The following is a 21,427-nucleotide window of genomic DNA, read 5'->3' as shown; positions in this document are numbered from 1 at the left end:
GCCGCCATACTAGCCGTTAGTTGAAGATGGATCGTGACGGATCGGCGATGCTGCGACGAATTTTGTCCTGCTCCATTCTCGCCGGTGCCGCGGCTTTTGGGGTTTATTGGTGGCTGACGGCCGTCCCGGCCATGCCGGCGGTCACCGCGCCCGCCCATGCGCCGGACCTTGCCAACGGGCAGACAACCTTCAATGCCGGCGGATGTTCCTCCTGCCATGCCGTGCCCGGCCAGCCCGACCGTTTCAAGCTCGGCGGCGGGCTCGCCATTCCCTCGCCATTCGGGACGTTCTACGCGCCGAACATCTCGCCCGATCCGGCCGATGGCATCGGGCGATGGACAGAGGCGCAATTCGTCACCGCGGTGACCAAGGGTATTTCGCCTGAAGGCACGCACTATTTTCCAGCCTTTCCCTATACGTCCTACGCGCATGCAAGGCCGGAGGATATCGCCGACCTCTTCGCCTATCTGAAGACGCTGCCGCCGGTCTCCGGCAAGGTGCGCGATCACGACGTGCCGTTTCCGTTCAACATTCGCCGCAACATCGGAATCTGGAAATTGTTGTTCATGGATGATGAGCCGTTCAAGCCGGACGCTGCGCGTTCGGCGCAATGGAATCGCGGCGCCTATCTCGTCAACGGTCTCGGCCATTGCGCGGAGTGTCACTCCCCACGGAATTTCCTCGGCGGCATCATGGCGAGCCAGCGTTTTGCCGGCGGGCCCAACATGGAAGGCGAGGGTTTTGTGCCGAACATCACGCCAAAGGGGATCGGCGACTGGAGCGAGAAGGACATCGCCTATTTCCTCGAGACCGGCGACATGCCCGACGGCGACAGCGCGGGTGGCTCGATGGTGCGCGTCATCAAGAACACCTCGCAATTGTCGCCCGGGGATCGCGCGGCGATCGCGAATTATCTCAAATCGCTGCCGCCAGTCGACGGGCCGCCGCGGCCGAAGAAGGCGGCGAAGGACGGTGACAAGTCCTGACCTATCCAAGTTTTGCGATTCCGAGTTCGGTGGCTACTTGATCGAGCCCGCGCTGTAGCGCCGGCGCGATCGGAATGCCGTCGCGCGCCCGCTTCACCCGCGTCCCGTGACTGCGCTCGCCGGGCACCGATATCCTGTCGACGCCGGGCATCCGGCTTGAATTGCGCAGATCCCGCACCAGCGTGTCGACGCTGGCCTTGAAGGCCGCGACATCGCCGAAGGCCGCGATGTCGATCGCTGCGATTGCCTGGCCGGTATTGGTGACGCTGTCGTCGTCGTGATTGAAGTCGATCACGTCCTTGCCCATCGCCGCACCCCCGAGCGTGCCCGCGAGCAGTCCGATGATCAGGGCAAGCCCATAGCCCTTGTAGCCGGCCTCCATGCCGCCGAGCGGCAGCAGCATGCCCTCGTCGGCGCGTTTCGGATCGGTCAGCGGCTTGCCCTGCCGGTCGATCATCCAGCCCTCCGGCATGGTCTCGCCGCGTAGCGCCTTGGTCTTGACCTTGCCATAGGCTGCGACCGTCGTGGCCATGTCGAGCACGATGGGTTTTTCCTCGCCGGCGGGAATAGCGGCTGCGATTGGATTGGTCGACAGCAGCATGTCCAGCCCGCCCCAGGGCGGCAGGTGATTGGCGTTGCCGACCGCGAAATAGAGCCCGATCATGTCGTGGGCGAGCGGCATGGTGGCGTAGAGCGAGGCCGGGCCGGCATGGTTGCTGTATTGCGAATTGACCCAGGCGATCCCGGTCGTGCGCGCCTTCTCGATCGCGATCTCGGCCGCCCGCTTCATGACCAGATGGCCCATGCCGTTGTCGCCGTTCAGAAGCGCCATGCCGGCACGCTCATGCACGACATGGATGTTCGGGTGCACGTTGAAGCCGCCGGCCTTGATGCGCCGGGCATATTGCGGCAGCCGGCTGACGCCGTGACCGTCCGAGCCTTGCAGGTCGGCTTGCGCCATCAGTGCGGCAACGGTTGCGGCGTCGGCGTCGGGCAGACCCAGTTTGATCATGGCTTGCTGGATGAAGGTTTTCAGGCGTTCGAAGGTGACGGTCAATTCGGACAGGATCGGTACTCCGGTTTGAATGGCGGGCGCAGGAGACTAGAGCATGATGGCTTCGTGTTGAATCGGCAACGCGCGAATTCGGGTCACCTCGCCCCGCTTGCGGGGAGAGGTCGAAATTCGTGGGTCACGAATTTCGGGTGAGGGGGAGTCTCCGCGAGTCCCGATGCCGAGAGAGCCCCTCACCCCAACCCTCTCCCCGCGAAGAGCGGGGAGAGGGAGCAATCGCTGCCGCATCTTGCTCTACTCACGCTGCAATAGCGGCCGCAAGTTGCGAACATCCGTGACGGATTCGATCGCAAACACCGTCTCGATCAGCTTTTCCGACTTCTCGCGACCCAGCACCGGCGCGGTGAGGTCGCGGGCCTTGTCGATTACTTCACCGCGTCCCATCGGGTTGCGCGGTGTGCCGCGCACGGCCGAGACACGTTCGGTGAGACGGCTGCCGTCGGTCAGTTCGATCTCGACCACGGCGACGCGAACCGGCAGCAGCTTGTTGAGGTCCTCGTCATGGACGAGGTTCACCTTGGCGCGCTGGCGCAGCGTGGCCTCCTCCTGCATTCGCGGCTTGTCATGCGCGCCATGGAAGGAAACCGTCTTGTCGAGCAGCATCACCGCGACCATCTGCTGCAGGCAGATGTCGGGAATGTCGCGGTTGTCGACGACGGCGGCAACTGCGGGTGCGAGATGCACCTTGACGCGCGCCACCTGGTCGGCCTCGAACGGGTGCTTCTCGCGGATCGCCTGGATCGCGTCGAGCGGGCCCTGGATCGGCGAGCCGACCGTCCATTTCTTGATGTCGGTCTGCGCGATCTCGTAACGCTCGCCGAGTTTTTCGATCAGCCGCTCGGGTTGCGCCTTCGGCGCATAGGCTTGGAAGAAATTATCCTCGCCCGAGAACACGTCGTCGACGCCGTTCCAGCCGGACTTGACCAGCAGCGCCGAGGTGACACCGTTCCGGGCGGGCATGCCGGCGAACGCAAAGGCCTTCTCGATGTGATCGATGTCGCGGCGCCAGGCGCGGATCCCGGAGGATTGCTGCGCGGCGTAGTCGAGCGCCCAGCGCATCTGGCGCGCGTCGAGGCCGGCGGCGCAACAGGCAGCCGCCGCCGATCCGAAATTGCCGGCGATGCTGTGGGTAGACAGGCTGCTGCCATAGCTGAAATCGTCGTCGCCCATCGCCATCGTCACGCGCGGGCCGACGTCGTAGCCGAGCGTCACCGCGCGCAGCAGGCGGGCGCCGTCGGTGCCGAACTCCTCGCCGGCTGCGAGCGCCGCCGGCACGATCGAGCAGCCGGGATGGGAATGCGAATTATTGTGGGAATCGTCGGTCTCGTCCGAGTGCGCCAGCACGCCATTGGCGAGCGCGGCGTCGATCGGCGCCGCCGTCAGCGCAAATCCGGCAACCGTGGCGGTGCCCTTGGCGCCGCGTTCGCGGATGTAGCGCGCGGCCGCCTGTCCCGGCGGCAATTCCGATCCCGAGATCATCGCCGCCAGCGTATCGAGCAAATGGAATTTCGCCTGCTCGGAGATATCCGCCGGCAGCGCGCGGCTACCGGCGGCGCTCATGTAGTCGCTGAGCGCGCTCATGACGGGACCGGGCGGTGTCCCGGCGCGAACGCGCGCCGGCAAACCGATGACCGCGGCGGTCGCGGCCGCCATGTGCAGAAGATGTCGTCGATGCATGGTTTCCCCGAACTGGCGCGTCGATCCCTTCCGGGCCGCGCGCCTCTTTTTGGCGCCGATGGCGCGTTGACGGGCCCTTAGCGCTAGGTAGCGCCGAAGGCCTTGAAGGTGATGATGGTGTGGGTGTCCTGGATGCCGGGCAGGATCTGCACCTTCTCGTTGATGAAGTGGCCGATGTCGGTGTCGTTATCGACATAGAACTTGACCAGCAGGTCGTAATCGCCGGCGGTGGAATAGATCTCCGAGGCAATCTCGGCTTCCGCAAGCGCGTTCGCAACGGTGTAGGACTGGCCGAGCTTGCACTTGATCTGGACGAAGAAGGGAACCATCGTTGTCGTCTCCGGAAGAGGTAAGCCGCAATATAGCGCCCGAGAACTTGCTGGCAATGACGGGGCGGGCTAGGACAGCGCATGACCCTGCCTGGACCGCTGCAGCCGATGCGGGGTGAGCGATGACGATACCAATCGCGCTCACCATCGCCGGCTCGGATTCGTCCGGCGGCGCCGGCATCCAGGCCGACCTCAAGAGCTTTGCCGCGCTTGGCGTCTTTGGGGCCTCCGTGATCACGGCGCTGACCGCGCAGAACACGCGCGGCGTTGCCGCCATTCATGCCGTGCCTGCCGGTTTCGTCACCGCGCAGATCGATGCGGTGTTCGGCGATCTCGACGTCCGCGCCGTCAAGATCGGAATGGTGGCGGAGTTTTCGGTGATCCAGGCGATCGCCGCGGGGCTTGAACGCTGGTCGCCCCGGCATGTCGTGCTCGATCCCGTGATGATCGCGACCTCGGGCGACCGGCTGCTGGCGGCGGACGCGGTCGAAGGCCTGCGGAGAAAACTCATTCCGCGCGCCAACCTCGTCACGCCGAACCTGCCCGAGGCCGCGGCCCTGCTCGACGAGCCGATCGCCATCGACCAGGACACGATCGAAGATCAGGGTCAGCGGCTGTTGGCGCTCGGCTGTCGCGCGGTGCTGATCAAGGGTGGCCACGGGCAGGGCGAGGACAGCATCGACTATCTCATGACCGCCGGCCGCACCGTCGTACTCCCGGCACGGCGCATCGCCACCAAAAACACCCACGGCACCGGCTGCTCGCTGTCCTCGGCGATCGCGGCAGGCCTTGCCAAGGGCGAGGACATGGAAACGGCAGTGCGCAACGCCAAAACTTTTGTCAGCGCCGCGATCGCTGCGGCCAATGATCTCGGCATCGGCCACGGCCACGGGCCGATCCACCATTTCCACCGGTTTTATTAGCAAGAAAATCTATCGTCGTCCCTGCGAACGCAGGGATCTACCGTGTTGCATGTCAAGTGGCGGAGGCGCCTTTCCAGGGCTGGCCTGACCTGAGCACGGCGTTGGCGAAGACGACGAGGCGTCGGAGCACGGCGATGAGGGCAACTTTGGGCGGTTTGCCCTTGGCGATGAGGCGGTCATAAAAGGGGCTCAGCAATGGATTGTGTTTGCTGGCGGTGACGGCCGCCATGTAGAGGATGCTGCGCACAGGTGCTCGGCCGCCGTGGATTCGTGCCGGTGCGTTCATGGTGCCGCTCTTGCGGACGAAGGGAGCGACCCCGATGAGGGCCGCGGCCGCCTTGTTGTCGATCCGGCCAAGTTCGGGGACAGAGGCAAGCAGGACCAGCGCAGACTTCACGCCGATCCCCTTGATGGTTTTAAGCAGCCGCTGATCGCGCCGCAGGTCGTCGCGCTGACGGACCAGTTCCAGCATCATCCGATGCACCTGCTTGTCTTCGGCGCGGAGCGTCGCAAGATGAGTGATGATCATCTGACGAAGTTCGTCGTTTCGGACTGTGCCGAGCCTGCAGGTCTCGGCATGGATCATGTGTTTGAGCTGGTCCCGGCGGCTTGCAAGTTCAGAAAGTTCCTCTCGGACCGCATCTTCCGGCAGTTCGACGTGGCCAGCCTTGCGGCCGCGAACCTCGTCGGGAGCTGCAGCATAGGACGCAAGCAGCTTGGCATCCGAGGTGTCGGACTTGGCTTTGACGCCGACCAACGCGCGGTAGGCATTAAAGCGTGTCGTGTGGATGACCTCGACCGGAAGCTGCGCCTGACGCAACGCCTTCACCAGCGCCTTCTCGTAGCCGCCGGTCGGCTCGAGCACGATGCGCGTTACTTCAGGCCCCGTCCGCAAGCGCTCGACCAGGGTGGCAATGGCATCGGGGCGATTTGCGTAATGGGCGCTATCGCCCCGATGCCATGCCACGTCCAGGCCCGCGCCACCGACGTCGATGCCAACGAATGTATTGTCCGTCGAATGAGAGAGTGTCATGTTGCTCCTGCCTTGTTCACGAGGCAGGGCCGGCTCCTGGATCGTCAAACGTGCGGCCAGCACTTGCTACCGTCCGGGTGTCCGGCCCTTCAATTAAACGAGGCGGGGTGCGAGATCCCGACGGCCGCGAAAGACCTCCCATAAACCCCGCAACGCCCGCCTCGATCACCCCCATCATAGCAGATCGAGGCACCCGAGACTTACGACCCATAACCACCGGCGGTTATTGTAGAGCGAAAGCCGTCCACCATTGAGTTAAGCCAACAACGGCCGCGGCGTATAGGTCCCGGATCGGCGTTCGCTTCGCTCGCTTGTCCGGGACGACGACGATCACCGCCAGGGCTCGACGATGATCTTGGTATGCCGCTCCGGATTGGCGAGATCCGCGAAGGCGCCGGCAACGCCCTCGATGCCGACGGTGGCCGTCACCATGGACGCCGCGTCGACCTCGCCTTCGGCGATCAGGCCCAGCGAATGGGCGAACTCCTCCGGCGTATAGCCCAGCACATATTGAACGTTGAGTTCCTTCATGATGCCGAGCATCGGCTCGGCGCGGTCGGTTTCCATGCAGACGCCGACCACCACGATGCGGGCGTCGCGCGGCGCGCCTTCGAACACCTGCTGGATCAGCCCGGGGATGCCGACGCATTCGAAGATCAGCGCAGGTTTTAGCGCCGGCAGCCACGCCTGCATGGCGGGACGCGCCGCCTGCTGTTCCCTCGACATCGCGGCGTGTTCGGCCCAGGTCGCGAAAGCTTGCGTGCGCGCGGGATCGACGACGATGTCGGCGCCAAGTTTTTCGGCGAGCGCCCGCCGCGCCGGCGAATAATCCGCCGCGACGATCGGATGCAGGCCCTTGATCTTCAGCGCCGCGATCACGGCCAGTCCCACCGGGCCGCAGCCGATCACCAGCGGTACCTCGTCGCCGCGCACATTGGCCTTGGCAACCGCATGGACACCGACCGCCAGCGGCTCGGTTAGCGCGGCATGTTCCGCCGCGAGACCGTTGGGAACTTCCAGCAGCAGCGCTTCGCTGAGCAGCATGCGCTCGGCGTAGCCGCCGATATTGTCGTTGGAATATCCGATCGCCTTCGGCCCTTCCGGCGTCAGCAACGCCGGCAGCGAACAGACAAGCGTCCCCGGTTTCAACCTGCGCGGCGTACCCGGGCCATAGTCCAAAATCTCGCAGCAGAATTCGTGGCCGAACACGACGTCACGGGCAAGATCCATCGGCTTGCGGCCGGGAAAATGCCTCGCCAGTTCCACCATGCGATGGGCGTGCTTGCGTGCATGCAGGTCAGAACCACAGATGCCGCAGGCCAGCGTCTTGACCACCACCTGACCGGCCGATGGCTCCGGCTCGGGCAGCGCATCGACGACGATCTCGCCGTTCCTGAAAATGGCCGCGCGCAATCGATCCTCCCCCGCATTGGAAAATTATCCGTCCCTCCCCTCTCCCACAGCCGACAAGAGAAAGAAAGATCGAAAGCAGATGCGGCCCCCTAAGCCGGCATCTCCAGCCGCCGCAAGCGGCAATGTCGGCCGGGTCATTTCATGAGCTCGGGGGCAACCGGCACCACGCGCTCGTCGTCGAAATAAAAATACCAGGCCTGGTTCGCCAGCAATTTTGGCCTGGTATCGCTCAGGCAGGCGAACACGATGCGGAAATCATTGACGGCGTAGTGATCGTCCGAGAGCATGTCAGCGCACGACGCCGGCAGACGAATGCCCGTCATGGTGCTGTACTGGTTGCGGTAGTCCTCAGGGCTGTGGATGCCCCAGGTCCACGGCCTGATCGGCGGTTGCAGGTGCCGGTCCAGGCCGATCGACGGCCCGTGATCACCGGTGATCAGGATGACGGCATCGGGATCGCGCGCGATGATCGCCTTCAGGAGAGGCACCAGCTGTTCGTTGGTACAATGAACGGAATCCGTGTAGCGCTCGGCGGTGTTTCGGTCGAACAGCGTGACACTGCCCGGCTCCCCCTTTCGGCAATCGCTCTCGTAAATCTGATCGTGAACGCCGCCAAAATGGATCACGGCGAAGAACGGCGACGGCGCGTGCGCCAGCGGATCGCCAAGCGGTCGCAGCAGATCGTCGGGTTCGAGATAGTCTTCGGCGGTCGAGCGGAACAGGCTCCTGAAAGCGCCTTTTTCGCTGAGCAGCTGCAGCGGCGTCAATGAGACCAGCGCGCGCTCCATTTCCATGGCGCGCGTCTTCTCGATACAGAGATCCTCGGTGCCGCCGCAACTGATCTTGGTCCAGATCCCCGACGGTGCCACGATATATCGATAACCTTCGGCCTTGAGCTTTTCTACGACCACGTTATGGCCGAGCAGCACCCGCCGAAACGCCGACGCCACGCCATCCAGCCTGTGCGCCGCCGCCGGATAATCCAGACTGAGGATGCTGCCGACCGAGGCGTTCGTGGCCGGGTAGTTCGAAACGCTGCTCCGGGGCACGAAGAATCCCAGTCCGCGCAACTCGTCGATGAACGGCTGATTGTCGAAGCCAAGCGCCTCTTTCAGGGTATCGGCGCGCGCGTAGGCATCGAGGATCATGAAATAGACGTTCGGCTTGCGCACGAACGCAGCCAGATATGGAGGGGTCGCCGCGTCGGCGCTCGCAAACGGCGACACGGCGATGAATTCCAGATAGCCCGCGATCGGCAATGCCACCAGCACCAGCACGGCGGCGAACATGGCGGTCAAAGCGTTGCGGTTGCGCGATGCGAACCATATCACCGTGCAGATCACGATGGCCAGGGCCAGCCAGACGTAGCCGATATAATTGGGCGGTACCGGGATTGCCTGCTTCATCGCACCGTAGCAGTAGGTCAGGATGATGAACGCGGCGACAGGCGCGGCGATCCTGGCAAACGGCCGCCGGGTCAGCAGGCTCAGGATCGCGGCGATGCCGCCAAACAGGCAAAGGACGATCGCAAAATAGACCAGCAGCCAGTCCATGCTGAAATAGGCGCCGCGGTTTTGATAGGCGAAGTTTGCAAACGGCCACAGGCTCGCCGCGAGCAGCGCCAAAACGCCGGGATTGATCCGCAATCGTTTGCGCGGCGTGTCCGCGTCAGGTCCGGTCATACCAGTACACCTTGCGGCCGGATTGCGAGATGGCCTCGACGCGCTCGATGCGCGCCAGGCGGCCGAGCGAGGTGGCGAACGCCGCCTCGCTGTAGTCGTCGAAGATGTCTTCCCGCAACGCCAGCATCCGGCGCACCGTCGGATCGTCCTTGGGCACGAACTCGATCAAGCCCCTCGGCGCGAGGTCGACCAGCCACTGCAGCACCCAGTCCAGCGGGATGTTGCGTCCGATCGCGAGATGATGAACGAAGGCGAGAGCGAGCAGCGCATCGCCGTCGGCTCTAGCCTTCAGGCTCTTGCGCTCGGCCTCGTTCCAACCCTGGCCGGGGCTCGGATTGGCGGCATCGACATGAAGCGCGATCAGCGGCAGCGAACGGTCGAGCGCGCGCTGGAACGCACGATCGAGCGACTGCGGATCGCTGTCCAGTCCGATCACGTGGCGCGCGCCGGCCTGGATGGCGAGTTCGGCGTAAGCCCCGGTGTTGCAGCCGATGTCCCACAGGCTCCGCGGCCGCAGCTTGCCAGCGAACTCGGTGACGATGCCTCGCTTCCGCTCGATCTCGCCAGCAACGTAGATGTTGTCATCGGCGTAGTCGCGCCAGGCGCTCGGCGCATCGTCCGCGGGCTTCAGCCGATCGATAAAATTTCGCAGCGACAACAGCATTCGGCGATACACGTTTTTCGGCAGCGGCCGCAACGGGCCTGGGGCCGTATCGACTGCGCGTCGACCCGCCGCCCGCTGCAGGTGCGATGGCAGCACGACATGCCAGAGGAGGTTCCACGAGAATTTCCGGATCAAGGGGATGAGGGCCGCCAGATCGGAAGCCGGAATACCTTCCAGCCGACCGCGAAACCACGCGTTGTGCGTGATGCCGAGCAGCGATCGCATCAAGAGCGGATTGAGGAACTGCTCGGAGAATTGCCGCTGCCCCGTCCAGTACTCGCCTTCCCGATAGGGCCGGAACGACAGTAGGTCGATGAAGACCGGACGCGCACCGATAAACTGTACGTTATAGGCGCTGGCGTCGGACAGCACGACGCCACGGTCCAGCGCGAAGATCTGCAGGTCGAGGTGCAGCAATGCCGCCGCCTTCAGTTGCGCGAACGACCACTCATAGGGATAGGAGACGAACGAAAGCCGCGGATGCTCGACGAGATAACGCGGATCGCCGCTTGCGCGCCCGAGCAGGCCGACATCGACCTCCTCGCCGCCGATATAGAAGCCGGCGGCTTGCGCGTTTTCGAAAAACGCCCAGTCTTTCAGGATTTCGTAGCTCGAGGCGGCAGCGGCGTTGACCGAACGATAGATGCGGCCGCCATCGACATAGATTTCGCCGGAACGATCGCGAAACGATTCGGTGCTGCGTACGAGCGAGACCATTTGGTCGCCGTTTCGGCGTGATCGGTCAGTCCCGGATTTTCTTCGACCGCAGGAAGCCCGCAATTCTTCGCCAATAATGCCTGAGGCCGACGAAGCCTCCGACGGTTGCCGCGAACATCGCCTGCGCCAACATGCTGCCTTCGCCGGGATCGAGATAGGCGGACGCCGGCGTGCTCCAGAGCATGAACCCGATCGCGGCGACGACCGTGCCGGCACTCACCCTCAACGCATTTCGTAACGGGAGAAAATGCGATGAGTACGATCGCTGGTTTGTTCGAGCGGTTCCCAACATCACGATTGCTACCTTTCGACGACGAATGCAGCAGCCACTCTGCTCATGAGAGTCTCGTACGATTCAGCCCCGGCGAAAAATACAACGCGCGAAGACTTCGCGGTAGAGAGAACAGCATTAAAAGTTTGTAAGTGATGTCGCGGCGGAAGTGACGTGTGACGACACGCATTCGCCGCAGCGATATGTTGGCGCCCGGACATAGGGCACACTTACTTGCTCGATCGAAGCCGAATTGCTTATTTTGCAGACAAGTACGCTCGATTTATTTCTGACAAGAAATAGCGTTCATCGATCGAAACAAATCGATGCAGGGAGCGGAGATCGTCGGCAGAAAATCCGGACCTACCAGCTGTAACGCACGACCGCTTTGCCGGCGTAGCTCTGGGTGACGTTCGAGAACTCGCCCTCGAAGGTGGTGGCCGTGGACCAGCCGTTCAGCCACTTCAATTCCGCCGACGCCGTCGTCAGCGCCGAATCATGCGCCTGCGCCGCGCCGCCGACGACGAAGGAAGCCCCCGGCAGCGTCTGGAACACCGCCGAGATGTTGCGGTCGGTGTTGAAGTCATGCGCCCAGGCGAGCCGGCCGCGCAAAGTGAGGATCGCGCCCTGCATCGCGAACGATCGGTCGGTGCGGATGCCGAGCTCGGTCCGCGCATCCGTGACATCCTTGGCGGCATAGTTCAGCGCGAAGGTGCCGGCGCCCGACAGCGCCTGTTCGGCATAGGCCGGCAGCATATAGGTGGTAAACTGTCCGGCGGCATAGGGCGTGATGCCCAGCCATGGCGTCACGTAGCGGTAGCCGCCTTCGAGGCGCCCCGAAAAGGCATTGGCGTTGAACTCGGCATGCAGGTGATCGACGCCGGCGACGGTCACGGTGCGATCGGTCGTCACGTCCTGCCAGCCATAGGCGAGTGCACCCGACACATAGGCCGCGCCGACAGTGTGGCGCACGAAGGCGCCGGCCTGGAACAAGTCGGAGCGGCCGTAGCCAAATCCATTGACGGCAAAATTGGTGCCGCCGCCGGCCAGCGCAAAGCCCGCCAGCGTCGCCGGCGAAATCCGGTAGTCGGCGCCGGTGACAAAACCGAACGCGCGCGCGGTAGAGCTGTTCGACCCCAGCACCGCGTTGCCGCTGGTGCTGCTGCCGCCGCCATAGGCCGCGCCCCACACGCTCCAGCGCGGATCGAACAGATCGTTGCGCGCGGGCAGCGCCTTGGTCGGGATTTTCGCGAACGCATCGCCCGCGGCATTCTGCTTTTTGGCGGCATAGGCACTGGCGCTGTCGTCCTCATCGGCAAACGGCGTCGCGCCGCCGCCCGGTGAAGTGGAGCCGCCGCGCCCGGCGATGAAGGGATCGGTGAGCAATCCCAGGAACAGGTTCATCGCGTCGAAGGTCGCCTGCTGCGTGCCGGTCGCGGTCTCGCCCGAGACTTGCGAGAGATCGGCCGGGGTCATCGAAGCAAAGGTGAAGGGGATGCCGCCATTGGCGTTGAAGAAGTTGGTCAACGCGGTGGCGACGTTCTGCTGGTTGATGTTCAGGTTGGATCTCGCCGCGAAATCGAGTCCAAAATTGAGATAGGCGTGCGTGGGATCATAGCTCAGGCTGGCGACGAAGTTGGCGGGAAGACCCAAGGTATCGACGCCCGCGAAGGTGCCACTGCGGCCTCCGGCGGCTGTCAGGATGGTATATTGCTTCATGAGATTGCTGTTCGTCGCGATCGACGCACCGACGAAACCATCGAGTGCCGCCGTGCCGGTCACGTTGGCGAACGTCGACGTCGCCGAGGTGACCTGCACCAGATACAGCGCGCCCGACTGGAATGCGAGATTTCCGGCGACCGTCATGGAGGAGCCCGGCGTGCCGTTGCCGGGCAGGAGGATGCCGCCACCCGCGATGGTGGCATTGCCGGTGGTGCCCGCACCCGTCAGCGTGCCGCCGGAATTCACCGTGGTGAGGCTCGAGGACGCGATCGAGCCTTCGACGTCGAGGATGCCGCCGAATACGGTCGTTGTGCCGGTATAGGTGTTCACGCCCGATAACGTCAGCGTGCCGCTGCCGACCTTTTCCAGCGAGCCCGGTCCGGGCGGGCCGCAGCCGCACGGATTGAAATCGGCGATCACGCCGCTCACTTCGGTCGAGAGATTGTTGCTGCCGACGGTCAGCGTGTTGCCGGCGCCGATGTAATAGCTGCCGGAGCCCGCGATCGAACCCGCGCTGATTCGCCCGTCGGCGTTCGGTCCGATGCTGCCGGAGAAATCGACATAGCCGGTGCCGTTGGTGATGAACTGCGCATTGCCGCCGGTCGAGCCGTCGAAGAAGGCGACCGCGGCGCCGGCATTGGTGGTGATGGTGGCGTTGCCGGCCGTCGACAAGCCGTTGAATTCGAGGACGCTGCCGGAATTGTTGGTGATGTTGGCCTGATCGGCGGAGGCGGTGCTCAGCCCGCCGGGAAAGCCGAACGCGATCACTCCGTTGGCGTTGTTGGTGATGGTGGCGGTCCCGGCGGTGCTGGCGCCGAAGAATGCGAGGCCGACCGGTGGACCCAAGCCGCCGAAGCTGTCGTTGATGATCGTGGCGTTACCCGCCGTACTGTTGGCGAAAAACAGCGTGGTGGCGCCGAACTGGTTGTTGATCGTGGCGCCGCCGGCCGAACTCGTTCCCCGGTATCGCAACACGGAAAACAACTCGTTGGTAATCGTCGTGATTCCGGCGGAGCTGGAATTGACGATATTGAACACGCCTTCATTGTCGATGGCGCCGGTCATCGAAGCCGATTGGGCAACCGTGCCAAGCTGCAGCGTGCCGCATGAGCAGATCAGCGTTCCGCCCGAATAGGTATTGGCTCCCGTGAACACGACGCGGCCACCGGAACCGCTGTCCAGGATCGTCAGCTTCCCGGGCCCGTTGCCGTCGGCGATGTTGCCGGAGATCGTCAGGATGCGTCCGTTGGCGTCGATCGCGCTGCCGCCGGCCGTATTGTTGACCGCAAAATTGTTGCCGAACACCAGTAGCGCACCGCCGGCCTGAAACTCGCCATTGTCAAGCGTGACCGTGCCGGTGCCGACCGAACTGCTGGTGCCCGGCGTAGAATTGTTCACCCGCAGCGTACTGAAGTTCGAAACCAGCGTACCGCCCGAATAGGTGTTGGCGCCGGAGAGGACCAGCGTGCCGCCGCCGATCTGCTGCACCTGGCCGCTGCCGGAGATGACGCCGCCGAAATTCAAGTTATTCAAGCGGTCGAAGGCGAGGATGCTGTTGTCGGCTACCGGGCCCGTGATATTGCCGGTGCCACCGCCATTGCCGATTTGCAGCGTGCCTGCGGAAATCGTGGTGCCGCCGCTAAAGGTATTGGCGCCCGTGAGAATCAGGGTGCTGTTGCCGAGTTGCTGAAGCTGCGCGCCGGCAGCGGATTCCCCGAGCGCGTTGGAAATCGAAATCGTCTGGCCGGCATTGGCATGATTGAAGAGGCCGCCGGTGGCGCTGAAATTCACCGCCGCGCCGGTGATGGTGTAAGACTGCGCGTTGGCGTTGAAGGTCCAGGAATCCGGCGTGATGGCGCCGGCGCCGACAGTGATGGTGCTCGATCCCGTCGCATCGAAAACCGCGGACTTGCCGGCTGCGATCGGCGCGCCGGCGGGCGGATGCGACCAGTTGGTGCCGACCTTATAGCCCGCCGTGGCGGTGGTGCTGCCGGTCCCGCCCCAGGTCTGGCTCTGCGCCTGCGCAGGTGTTCCCGGCACCAGACCGGCGGCCGCCACGGCGATGGCGCAGCATAGCGCGGCCGCGCCTCTGCGCATCGCACCTCGCGCACATGATGGCCACCGAAAACGCAACGCCCAACCCCATAGCCCTGCCGCTGCGCTCTTTCGGCGCTGCGTGGGCAGCAGGCTAGCATGCCCATAGTCCGTAATTTTACGGACAGCCCCGAATCCGTCGATCCGGCGCCGAAAACCGGCTGTTTTCGGTTAAACTGTGGCGCCTGTGCAACGCCAGAAACCGTCAAAGCCTGGTCAGCAGGCTAATCCGCATCGGCGGGGTCACGCGTTCGGCGACAATTCCCCGTCCATCGCCAAGAGCTGCGAGCGCCGGACGCGCTCGCGGTGCGCGGTGTAGAGACCGCTGCCGACGATGAAGGCAGCACCCAGCACGGTCCAGATGTCGGGCACTTCGCCGAAGATGACGAAGCCGAGGATCGAGACCCACAGCAGCTGGGTGTAGGAAAACGGCGCCAGCACCGAGGCGTCGGCATAGCGGAAGGCGGGCACGACGATCCACTGCCCGGCGGTCGAGGCCACGCCGATGAAAATTCCGAACAGGATGTCGTGCCAGCTTGGCGGCACCCAGGCGAACGGCACCAGCGCGGAGAGAACGCCGACGCCCGCGATCGACGACCAGGCCATGGTCGTCATCGCGTGTTCCCGGCCGCTCATCATCCGCGTCATGATCAGGGTGCAGGCCCAGGCCAACGCCGAGACGATCGGAAAGAACGCGGCCGGGTGAAACGCGCCGCTGCCGGGACGCAGGATGATCAACACGCCGAACAAGCCGACCGCGGTCGCGAGCCAACGGCGCACGCCGACCTTCTCGTTGAGAAAGACGATCGACAGCGCGGTGACGAACAGCGGCGAGACGAAACCGGTGGCGGAGGCTTCCGCGATCGGCAGGAAGCGAAGGCCGGAAATGAACAACAGCGAGGACGCGAGCAGCGCGACGCCGCGCATCAGATGCAACCCCTTGCGCCCGGTCCGCAGCGCGTAGAGCGGCGAGCCCGGCAGCATCGCCGGCGACATAATCAGCGCGAACACCAGAAACCTGATCCAGGCGATTTCGGTCGAGGGCAATGTCGCCGACAAATATTTCGCTGTTACGTCGGAGGTTCCGAGAAAAACCGTGGAGGCAAGGATCAGCGCGATGCCGCGAAACGGCCGGTCGGCGCGCGCAGGCGCGATGCGTGCGGCGGGCTTCTTCTCGGGCGATGGCAATGAGGCACTGTCCAGCCTGGCGGCTGCGGCGGGAGGCGGGGTCAATGTCGAACTCGGCAGAGCAATATCGAATCGGGTGAGCCGCCAAAAAACGATAATTGCCCTGCATCGACAAGGTCCGAAAACAGGCAGCCGATATGCGCGATTGCGCGCGTAGCGGCGGCGCGCAGCCTACAGCATCGGCAAGCCTCGCGGTTTCGGTCCGCGCGGAAAAGCCTTGTCGAGCGCTGCGATCTCGGCGTCGCCGAGCAGAAGATCGCCCGCCGCGGCATTGTCGGCGGCATGGTCCTCGCTCGAGGCTTTCGGAATCGCAAACACCTCTTGATCGCGTGTCAGGAAAGCCAGCGCGATTTGACGCGGCGAAGCGCGGTGCGCCCTGGCGATGGTCCCGAGCATCTCGCCTGCCTTGCTGCCTCCTTGCGGAAAATCATTGTGCCCGAACGGCGAGTAGGCGACCACGGCGGTGCCGTGCGCCTTGCACCACGGGATCACCGCATGCTCGATCGCGCGCTCCCTGAGATGATACAGCACCTGATTGCAGGCGATCCGGCCCGGGCCCGCCACAGCCAACATCTCGTCGAGATCGCCGGCATCGAAATTGCTCACGCCCCAGGCGCGGATTTTTCCGTCGCTCACCAATTGCTCGAACGCGGCGACCGTTTCCGAAAGCGGATACGAGCCGCGCCAGTGCAAGAGATAGCAATCGAGCCGATCGGTCTTCAGCCGCTTCAGCGAGCGTTCGCAGGCGGTGATCGCGCCGCGCCGCGAGGCGTTGCTCGGCAATACCTTCGAGACCAGGAAGACGTCGTCGCGCCGCCCGGCGATGGCGTCTGCAATCACCAGCTCCGCATCGCCATACATCTCGGCGGTGTCGATGTGGGTCATGCCGAGATCGATGCCGCGGCGAAGTGCTGCGATCGCGCTGGCCCGGTTGCCGCGATCGAGATACCAGGTGCCCTGTCCGATCACGGACACGGACGGACCGTTTTGGCCGAATGGTTGCTGTCTCACGATGTCTACTCCGTCATTGCGAGCGCAGCGAAGCAATCCATCTCGCCGCGCAAAGAAAGAATGGATTGCTTCGTCGCGGAGTTTATCATCGGGCCGGCCGAAGGTCGGACCCGTTGGCTCCTCGCAATGACGAGTCGAGAACACCGATATCCGCAACCAGCACGGTCCCTGTGACCGATTCCGTGATGTAGAGACGGTCGCGGTTTTCGCCGCCGATCGCGACATTGGTGCAGGTCGGCCCTTTGCAGGATTTGATCCGCGCGATCAACTCGCCGTTGGGCGCAAACACAAAGACATGCCCGAGCGAGGCATGCGCCACGAACAGCCGGCCAGCTTTATCCATCGTGATGCCATCGGGACCGCTGGCGCCGAAGGTCGAGCAGAAGCGGCCGACTTTGGCCACGCTGCCGTCCGCCATCAACGGCATCCGCCACACTGCGTTGTCGCGGGTCATCGCCACGAACAGCACTTTTTCGGCGGGATCGAGCACGAGGCCATTGGGGCTGACGCCGGTAACGATCAGGCAGTCGAGCCGTCCGTCAGGCGAGAGCCGGTAGACTCGCCCGGTCGGATCATGCAGCCCGGTCTGTCCCTGGTCGGTAAAATAGATGTCGCCGTTAGAGGCGAGATGCAGGTCGTTACAACCGCGGAAGGATTCGGAATTGCGCGCCGTCTTGACCGACCGCATCCGCCCCGCCTTGGTATCCAGTTCCATGATGCCGTGCATGTAATCGGCGACCAGGATGCGGCCGTCGGCGGCTATCTTGAGGCCGTTGGGCCAGCCGTCATATTCGATCACCAGCACCCATGTGCCGTCAGGCGCGATCCGGAAGATGCGGCCGAATGGAATGTCGACGACGTAGAGATTGCCCGCCGCATCGAACGAAGGGCCCTCGATGAAACAATCGGTCGGCTGGCCCGGCCGATTGGCGTCTGCCCAAACGGTGCGCACGTCCTTGCGCCTGAAGTGATCCGGCATCGCTGAAAACACGCTTGTCTCGATCAGCCGCGGCGGCGCGTCCAGATACATCATGTCACATTTCACCTGTGAGAGACGCGCGGCACCATAAAGCAGCCCGTCCGCGCCGTCGATTGTTACAGCAGGTCGTTCTTGTTCCGATTCCGCAGCGTGCTATGAATCGGGAAGGCGCCCGCGCGGCTGCCGCGCGGACGCGCCGACACAATAATCGCCGCCGACAAAGGCGGATTCGAGGGAGGATCACAACATGGCTCATTTCGGCCCGACCCGGCGTTCCCTGTTGCAGGGAACACTCGCGACCACCGCGCTTGGCCTCAGCGGGTTTCCTGCGCGCGCCGACGTGCAGTGGAAGAAATATGCCGGCACCACCATCGAGGCCAATTTGATCAAGGGGCCGCGCGGCGAGCTGCTGCAGAAATACGCCGCCGAATTCACCGACCTCACCGGAATCAAAGTCGAATCCGAGGTCATTCCGGAACAGCAGCAGCGGCAGAAGGCGGTGATCGAACTCACTTCCGGCAAGCCCAGCTTCGACGTCATCCATGTCAGCTATCACGTGCAGAAGCGGCAGTTCGAAAAGGCCGGCTGGCTCGCCGACCTCACCGCGTTCATGAACGACCCCAACCTGACCGCGCCCGACCTTCGGGTCGACGACTTCTCCGCCGGCGGCCGGCAATTCGCCGAGAACGACAAGGGCGAAATGCATTCGCTGCCCATGTCGGTCGACTATTTCATCCTGTACTGGAACAAGGAGCTGTTCGCCAAGAAGGGCGTCACGCTGCCGAAGACGCTGGACGAAATGGCGGTCGCCGCGGAAAAACTCAACGACCCCGCCAATGGAATCTACGGCTTTACCGGCCGCGGCCTGCGCAACGCCAACATGACACTGTGGACCAATTTCTTCCTCGACTATGGCGGCGAGTTTCTCAACGCCAAGGGCGACATTCTCACCGACGGCCCGGAGGCGATCGAGGCCACCAAGCTGTATCAGCGCCTCCTGACCAAGACCGCGCCTCCCGGTGTCGCCGGCTTCAACTGGATGGAGTCGATGGCCTCATTGACCCAAGGCCGCGCGGCGATGTGGATCGACGGCGTCGGCTGGGCGCCGCCGATCGAGGATCCCAACGCCTCGCGCGTCGTCGGCAAGATCGGCTACGCGCTGGTGCCGGCCGGCCCGAAGGGACAATATTCGGCCGCCTACGGTGACGGTATCGGCATTCCCACAGCCAGCACGAAGAAGGAAGCCGCCTATCTCTATTGCCAGTGGGCGGTGTCGAAGACCATGGGCGCGCGGCTGCTGCAGAGCGGCGGCGGCGTGCCGTTCCGTAATTCGATCCTCAACGACGAGGAGGTGCGCAAGGGCGTCAAGATGCCGCCGGAATGGCTGGACTCGGTGATCGGCTCGGCGAAAATTTCGAAACTCGGCCTGCCCGTGATCGTTCCCGTCGCCGAGTTCCGTGACATCGTCGGCGCCGCACTCACCGCGACGCTGTCGGGAGCGGACCCCGAGACGGAGCTGAAAAAGGCGAACGCGCAATTCCGCCCGATCCTGGAGCGCAGCGAAAAGTCGTGAGCGGGGTTGCCGCGAGCGAAGCGGCGCCGGTGCGATCGGGCGCCGGTAGCGGCGAAACCGAGGGGTGGCGGCCGCCCTCCTATTGGCCGTTCGTGGTGCCGGCGCTGGTCGTGGTGCTCGCGGTCATCATCTTCCCCTGGGCCTACACGATCTGGATGAGCCTGCATGAATGGAAGGTCGGCTCGCCGCCGACCTTCGTGGGGCTGGCCAATTACATCCGCCTGCCGAGCGATACGCGTTTCGTGGAATCGATCGAGCACACCCTGGTCTACACCGCGCTGTCGGTGGCGTTACCGCTGTTGTTCGGGACGCTTGCGGCCATCGTGTTCCACAACAGATTTCCGATGCGCGGTTTTCTACGCGGCCTCTTTATTCTGCCGATGATGGCGACCCCGGTGGCGATCGCGCTGGTGTGGACCATGATGTTCCATCCGCAACTCGGCATCCTCAACTATCTGCTGTCGCTGGCAGGCCTACCGCCGCAGCTCTGGGTGTTTCATCCGGCGACCGTGATTCCCTCCTTGGTGATGGTCGAAACCTGGCAATGGACGCCGCTGGTGATGCTGATCGTGCTCGGCGGGCTGGCCGCGATCCCGGCCGAGCCCTATGAGAGCGCGCTGATCGACGGCGCCACCCGCTGGCAGGTGTTTCGCTACATCTCGCTGCCGCTGATCATGCCGTTCCTGTTCATCGCCGCCATGATCCGCATGATCGACGCGGTGAAGAGTTTTGACATCATTTTCGCCATCACCCAGGGCGGGCCCGGCACGGCTTCGGAGACCATCAACCTCTATCTCTACAGCGTCGCCTTCGTCTATTACGACCTCGGCTATGCGTCGGCGATCGTGGTCGTGTTCTTTGCGCTGATCGTGGCGCTTGCCGGCGCCCTGCTTCGCCTGCGCCAGACCACGCACTGGAACGATGCGGGAGGCGCGGCATGAGTCCGCTGCGGCGCCTGCTCGGCAATTTGGGGCTTGCCTTCGCGCTCCTCGTCATCGTGTCGCCGGCGGTGCTGTTCTTCCTCTGGATGCTGTCGCTGTCGATCAAGTTCGAGGTCGACAATGCGTCCTATCCGCCGATCTTCATCCCAGCGCATTTCAATTGGGGCAATTACGCCGCCGTGTTCGCCTCCAACCGCTTCTCGACCTATTTTGCCAACAGCCTGATCGTCACGGGAGCTGCGACCGCGTTCGCGCTTTTGGTCGGGGTGCCCGCCGGCTATGGCCTTGCCCGCATGCGCGCGCACAAGGCTGCGGTGGTGATCCTGATCGCGCGCATCACGCCCGGCCTTTCCTATCTGATCCCGCTGTTCCTGCTGTTCCAGTGGCTCGGCCTGCTCGGCACGCTGTGGCCGCAGATCATCATTCATCTCGTGGTGACGGTGCCGATCGTGATCTGGATCATGATCGGCTATTTCGAGACCACGCCGATGGAATTGGAGGAATCGGCGCTGATCGACGGCGCCACGAGCTGGCAGGTATTTCGTTACGTCGCGCTGCCGATCGCGCGGCCGGGCATCGCGGTCGCCTTCATCCTGGCGGTGATCTTCTCCTGGAACAATTTTGTCTTCGGCATCGTGCTGGCCGGGCGCGAGACGCGCACGCTGCCGGTTGCCGTCTACAACATGATCTCCTTCGACCAGCTGAGCTGGGGCCCGCTCGCCGCAGCGGCGCTGATCGTGACGCTACCGGTCCTGCTGCTGACGGTGTTCGCGCAGCGCCAGATCGTGGCGGGGTTGACCGCGGGCGCGGTCAAGGGCGGATAGCGAGCAAATCCGCCGTAGCTCTCGTTGCGCGCGCGATATCTGCCAGATTTCGAGTGGCGGGCGGAACCTAAATCCTATAGGTTCGACCAGCCGCTGCTGGCGGGTTGCGGGACTGCTGGGACCCGTGACGCTGGCGCCGGCCGCGACGGCGATCGGAATTGATGCCGGCGATAAAGCGGCTGTTGAAGCGAAGGATCCTCGGATGAAACCGTCGGTCTATGCCCTTCATGAGGACGCTGCGATGGTCCCTTGCCGGGGCCGCCGCGGAATACCCAAAAGTCCGCGGTGTCTCGACCCCAACTATATTCTCACAACGGTTAACCGCCGC

The 21,427-nt window shown here is 63.9% G+C and carries 18 protein-coding genes; 6 read left to right on the top strand and 12 right to left on the bottom strand.

Annotation, left to right across the window (positions count from 1 at the left end):
* Positions 1–47 precede the first annotated feature (47 nt).
* Positions 48–986 (top strand): cytochrome c, encoded by a 939-nt coding sequence (locus VK804_RS01680; RefSeq protein WP_325367134.1) that lies wholly within the window; start codon positions 48–50, stop codon positions 984–986.
* A 1-nt stretch (position 987) separates the two neighbouring features.
* Here VK804_RS01680 and VK804_RS01675 read toward each other — a convergent pair whose 3' ends face one another.
* From VK804_RS01675 to VK804_RS01665, 3 genes are all read right to left on the bottom strand, one after another.
* Positions 988–2,043, bottom strand: a complete 1,056-nt coding sequence (locus VK804_RS01675; protein ID WP_325367132.1) for an Ldh family oxidoreductase — start codon at positions 2,041–2,043, stop codon at positions 988–990.
* 249 nt (positions 2,044–2,292) lie between these two features.
* Positions 2,293–3,735 (bottom strand): MmgE/PrpD family protein, encoded by a 1,443-nt coding sequence (locus VK804_RS01670; protein ID WP_325367131.1) that lies wholly within the window; start codon positions 3,733–3,735, stop codon positions 2,293–2,295.
* 83 nt (positions 3,736–3,818) lie between these two features.
* Entirely contained in the window at positions 3,819–4,064 is a 246-nt protein-coding gene (locus tag VK804_RS01665) for an Lrp/AsnC ligand binding domain-containing protein (protein ID WP_325367129.1), read from the bottom strand.
* Positions 4,065–4,186: 122 nt separating this feature from the next.
* Between VK804_RS01665 and thiD the strand changes: the two genes are divergently transcribed.
* Positions 4,187–4,987, top strand: coding sequence for a bifunctional hydroxymethylpyrimidine kinase/phosphomethylpyrimidine kinase (gene thiD, locus VK804_RS01660; protein ID WP_325367127.1), 801 nt, complete (start codon positions 4,187–4,189; stop codon positions 4,985–4,987).
* 52 nt (positions 4,988–5,039) lie between these two features.
* Here the strand turns inward: thiD and VK804_RS01655 are convergent, their stop codons facing one another.
* The 9 genes from VK804_RS01655 to VK804_RS01615 all read right to left on the bottom strand — a co-directional run bounded on the left by VK804_RS01655 (position 5,040) and on the right by VK804_RS01615 (position 17,812).
* Positions 5,040–6,020 (bottom strand): IS110 family transposase, encoded by a 981-nt coding sequence (locus VK804_RS01655; protein WP_414642695.1) that lies wholly within the window; start codon positions 6,018–6,020, stop codon positions 5,040–5,042.
* A 330-nt stretch (positions 6,021–6,350) separates the two neighbouring features.
* Entirely contained in the window at positions 6,351–7,433 is a 1,083-nt protein-coding gene (locus VK804_RS01650) for a zinc-binding dehydrogenase (protein ID WP_325367122.1), read from the bottom strand.
* Positions 7,434–7,567: 134 nt separating this feature from the next.
* The gene (locus VK804_RS01645; protein WP_325367120.1) at positions 7,568–9,115 is read right to left on the bottom strand and encodes a sulfatase-like hydrolase/transferase; all 1,548 of its coding nucleotides are present in this window, start codon (positions 9,113–9,115) and stop codon (positions 7,568–7,570) included.
* Complete coding sequence (locus tag VK804_RS01640) at positions 9,102–10,496, bottom strand: class I SAM-dependent methyltransferase (protein WP_325367118.1); 1,395 nt, start codon at positions 10,494–10,496, stop codon at positions 9,102–9,104. Before VK804_RS01640 ends, VK804_RS01645 begins: the two co-directional genes overlap by 14 nt.
* A gap of 25 nt (positions 10,497–10,521) precedes the next feature.
* Entirely contained in the window at positions 10,522–10,716 is a 195-nt protein-coding gene (locus VK804_RS01635; protein ID WP_325367116.1) for a hypothetical protein, read from the bottom strand.
* 414 nt (positions 10,717–11,130) lie between these two features.
* Complete coding sequence (locus tag VK804_RS01630) at positions 11,131–14,586, bottom strand: autotransporter domain-containing protein (protein WP_325367114.1); 3,456 nt, start codon at positions 14,584–14,586, stop codon at positions 11,131–11,133.
* Between the two features lie 240 nt (positions 14,587–14,826).
* Positions 14,827–15,816, bottom strand: a complete 990-nt coding sequence (locus tag VK804_RS01625; protein ID WP_414642694.1) for a DMT family transporter — start codon at positions 15,814–15,816, stop codon at positions 14,827–14,829.
* A 126-nt stretch (positions 15,817–15,942) separates the two neighbouring features.
* Positions 15,943–16,782 (bottom strand): aldo/keto reductase, encoded by an 840-nt coding sequence (locus VK804_RS01620; RefSeq protein ID WP_325367112.1) that lies wholly within the window; start codon positions 16,780–16,782, stop codon positions 15,943–15,945.
* Between the two features lie 85 nt (positions 16,783–16,867).
* Positions 16,868–17,812, bottom strand: a complete 945-nt coding sequence (locus VK804_RS01615; protein WP_325367154.1) for an SMP-30/gluconolactonase/LRE family protein — start codon at positions 17,810–17,812, stop codon at positions 16,868–16,870.
* A gap of 196 nt (positions 17,813–18,008) precedes the next feature.
* Between VK804_RS01615 and VK804_RS01610 the strand changes: the two genes are divergently transcribed.
* From VK804_RS01610 to VK804_RS01595, 4 genes are all read left to right on the top strand, one after another.
* The gene (locus tag VK804_RS01610) at positions 18,009–19,334 is read left to right on the top strand and encodes a sugar ABC transporter substrate-binding protein (RefSeq protein ID WP_325367110.1); all 1,326 of its coding nucleotides are present in this window, start codon (positions 18,009–18,011) and stop codon (positions 19,332–19,334) included.
* 29 nt (positions 19,335–19,363) lie between these two features.
* Positions 19,364–20,275 carry a sugar ABC transporter permease gene (locus tag VK804_RS01605; RefSeq protein WP_325367152.1) on the top strand — a complete coding sequence of 304 codons (912 nt, stop codon included), beginning with the start codon at positions 19,364–19,366 and terminating at the stop codon, positions 20,273–20,275.
* A complete protein-coding gene (locus VK804_RS01600; protein ID WP_325367108.1) occupies positions 20,272–21,099 on the top strand; it encodes a carbohydrate ABC transporter permease in 828 nt (275 codons plus the stop codon). Before VK804_RS01605 ends, VK804_RS01600 begins: the two co-directional genes overlap by 4 nt.
* Positions 21,100–21,223: 124 nt before the next feature.
* On the top strand, positions 21,224–21,427 hold a 204-nt coding region (locus VK804_RS01595; protein WP_325367106.1), incomplete at its 3' end, for a hypothetical protein.

The organism is Bradyrhizobium sp., from assembly GCF_035484855.1.
Taxonomy (GTDB): domain Bacteria; phylum Pseudomonadota; class Alphaproteobacteria; order Rhizobiales; family Xanthobacteraceae; genus Bradyrhizobium.
This window is presented reverse-complemented; position numbering and strand designations above follow the sequence as displayed.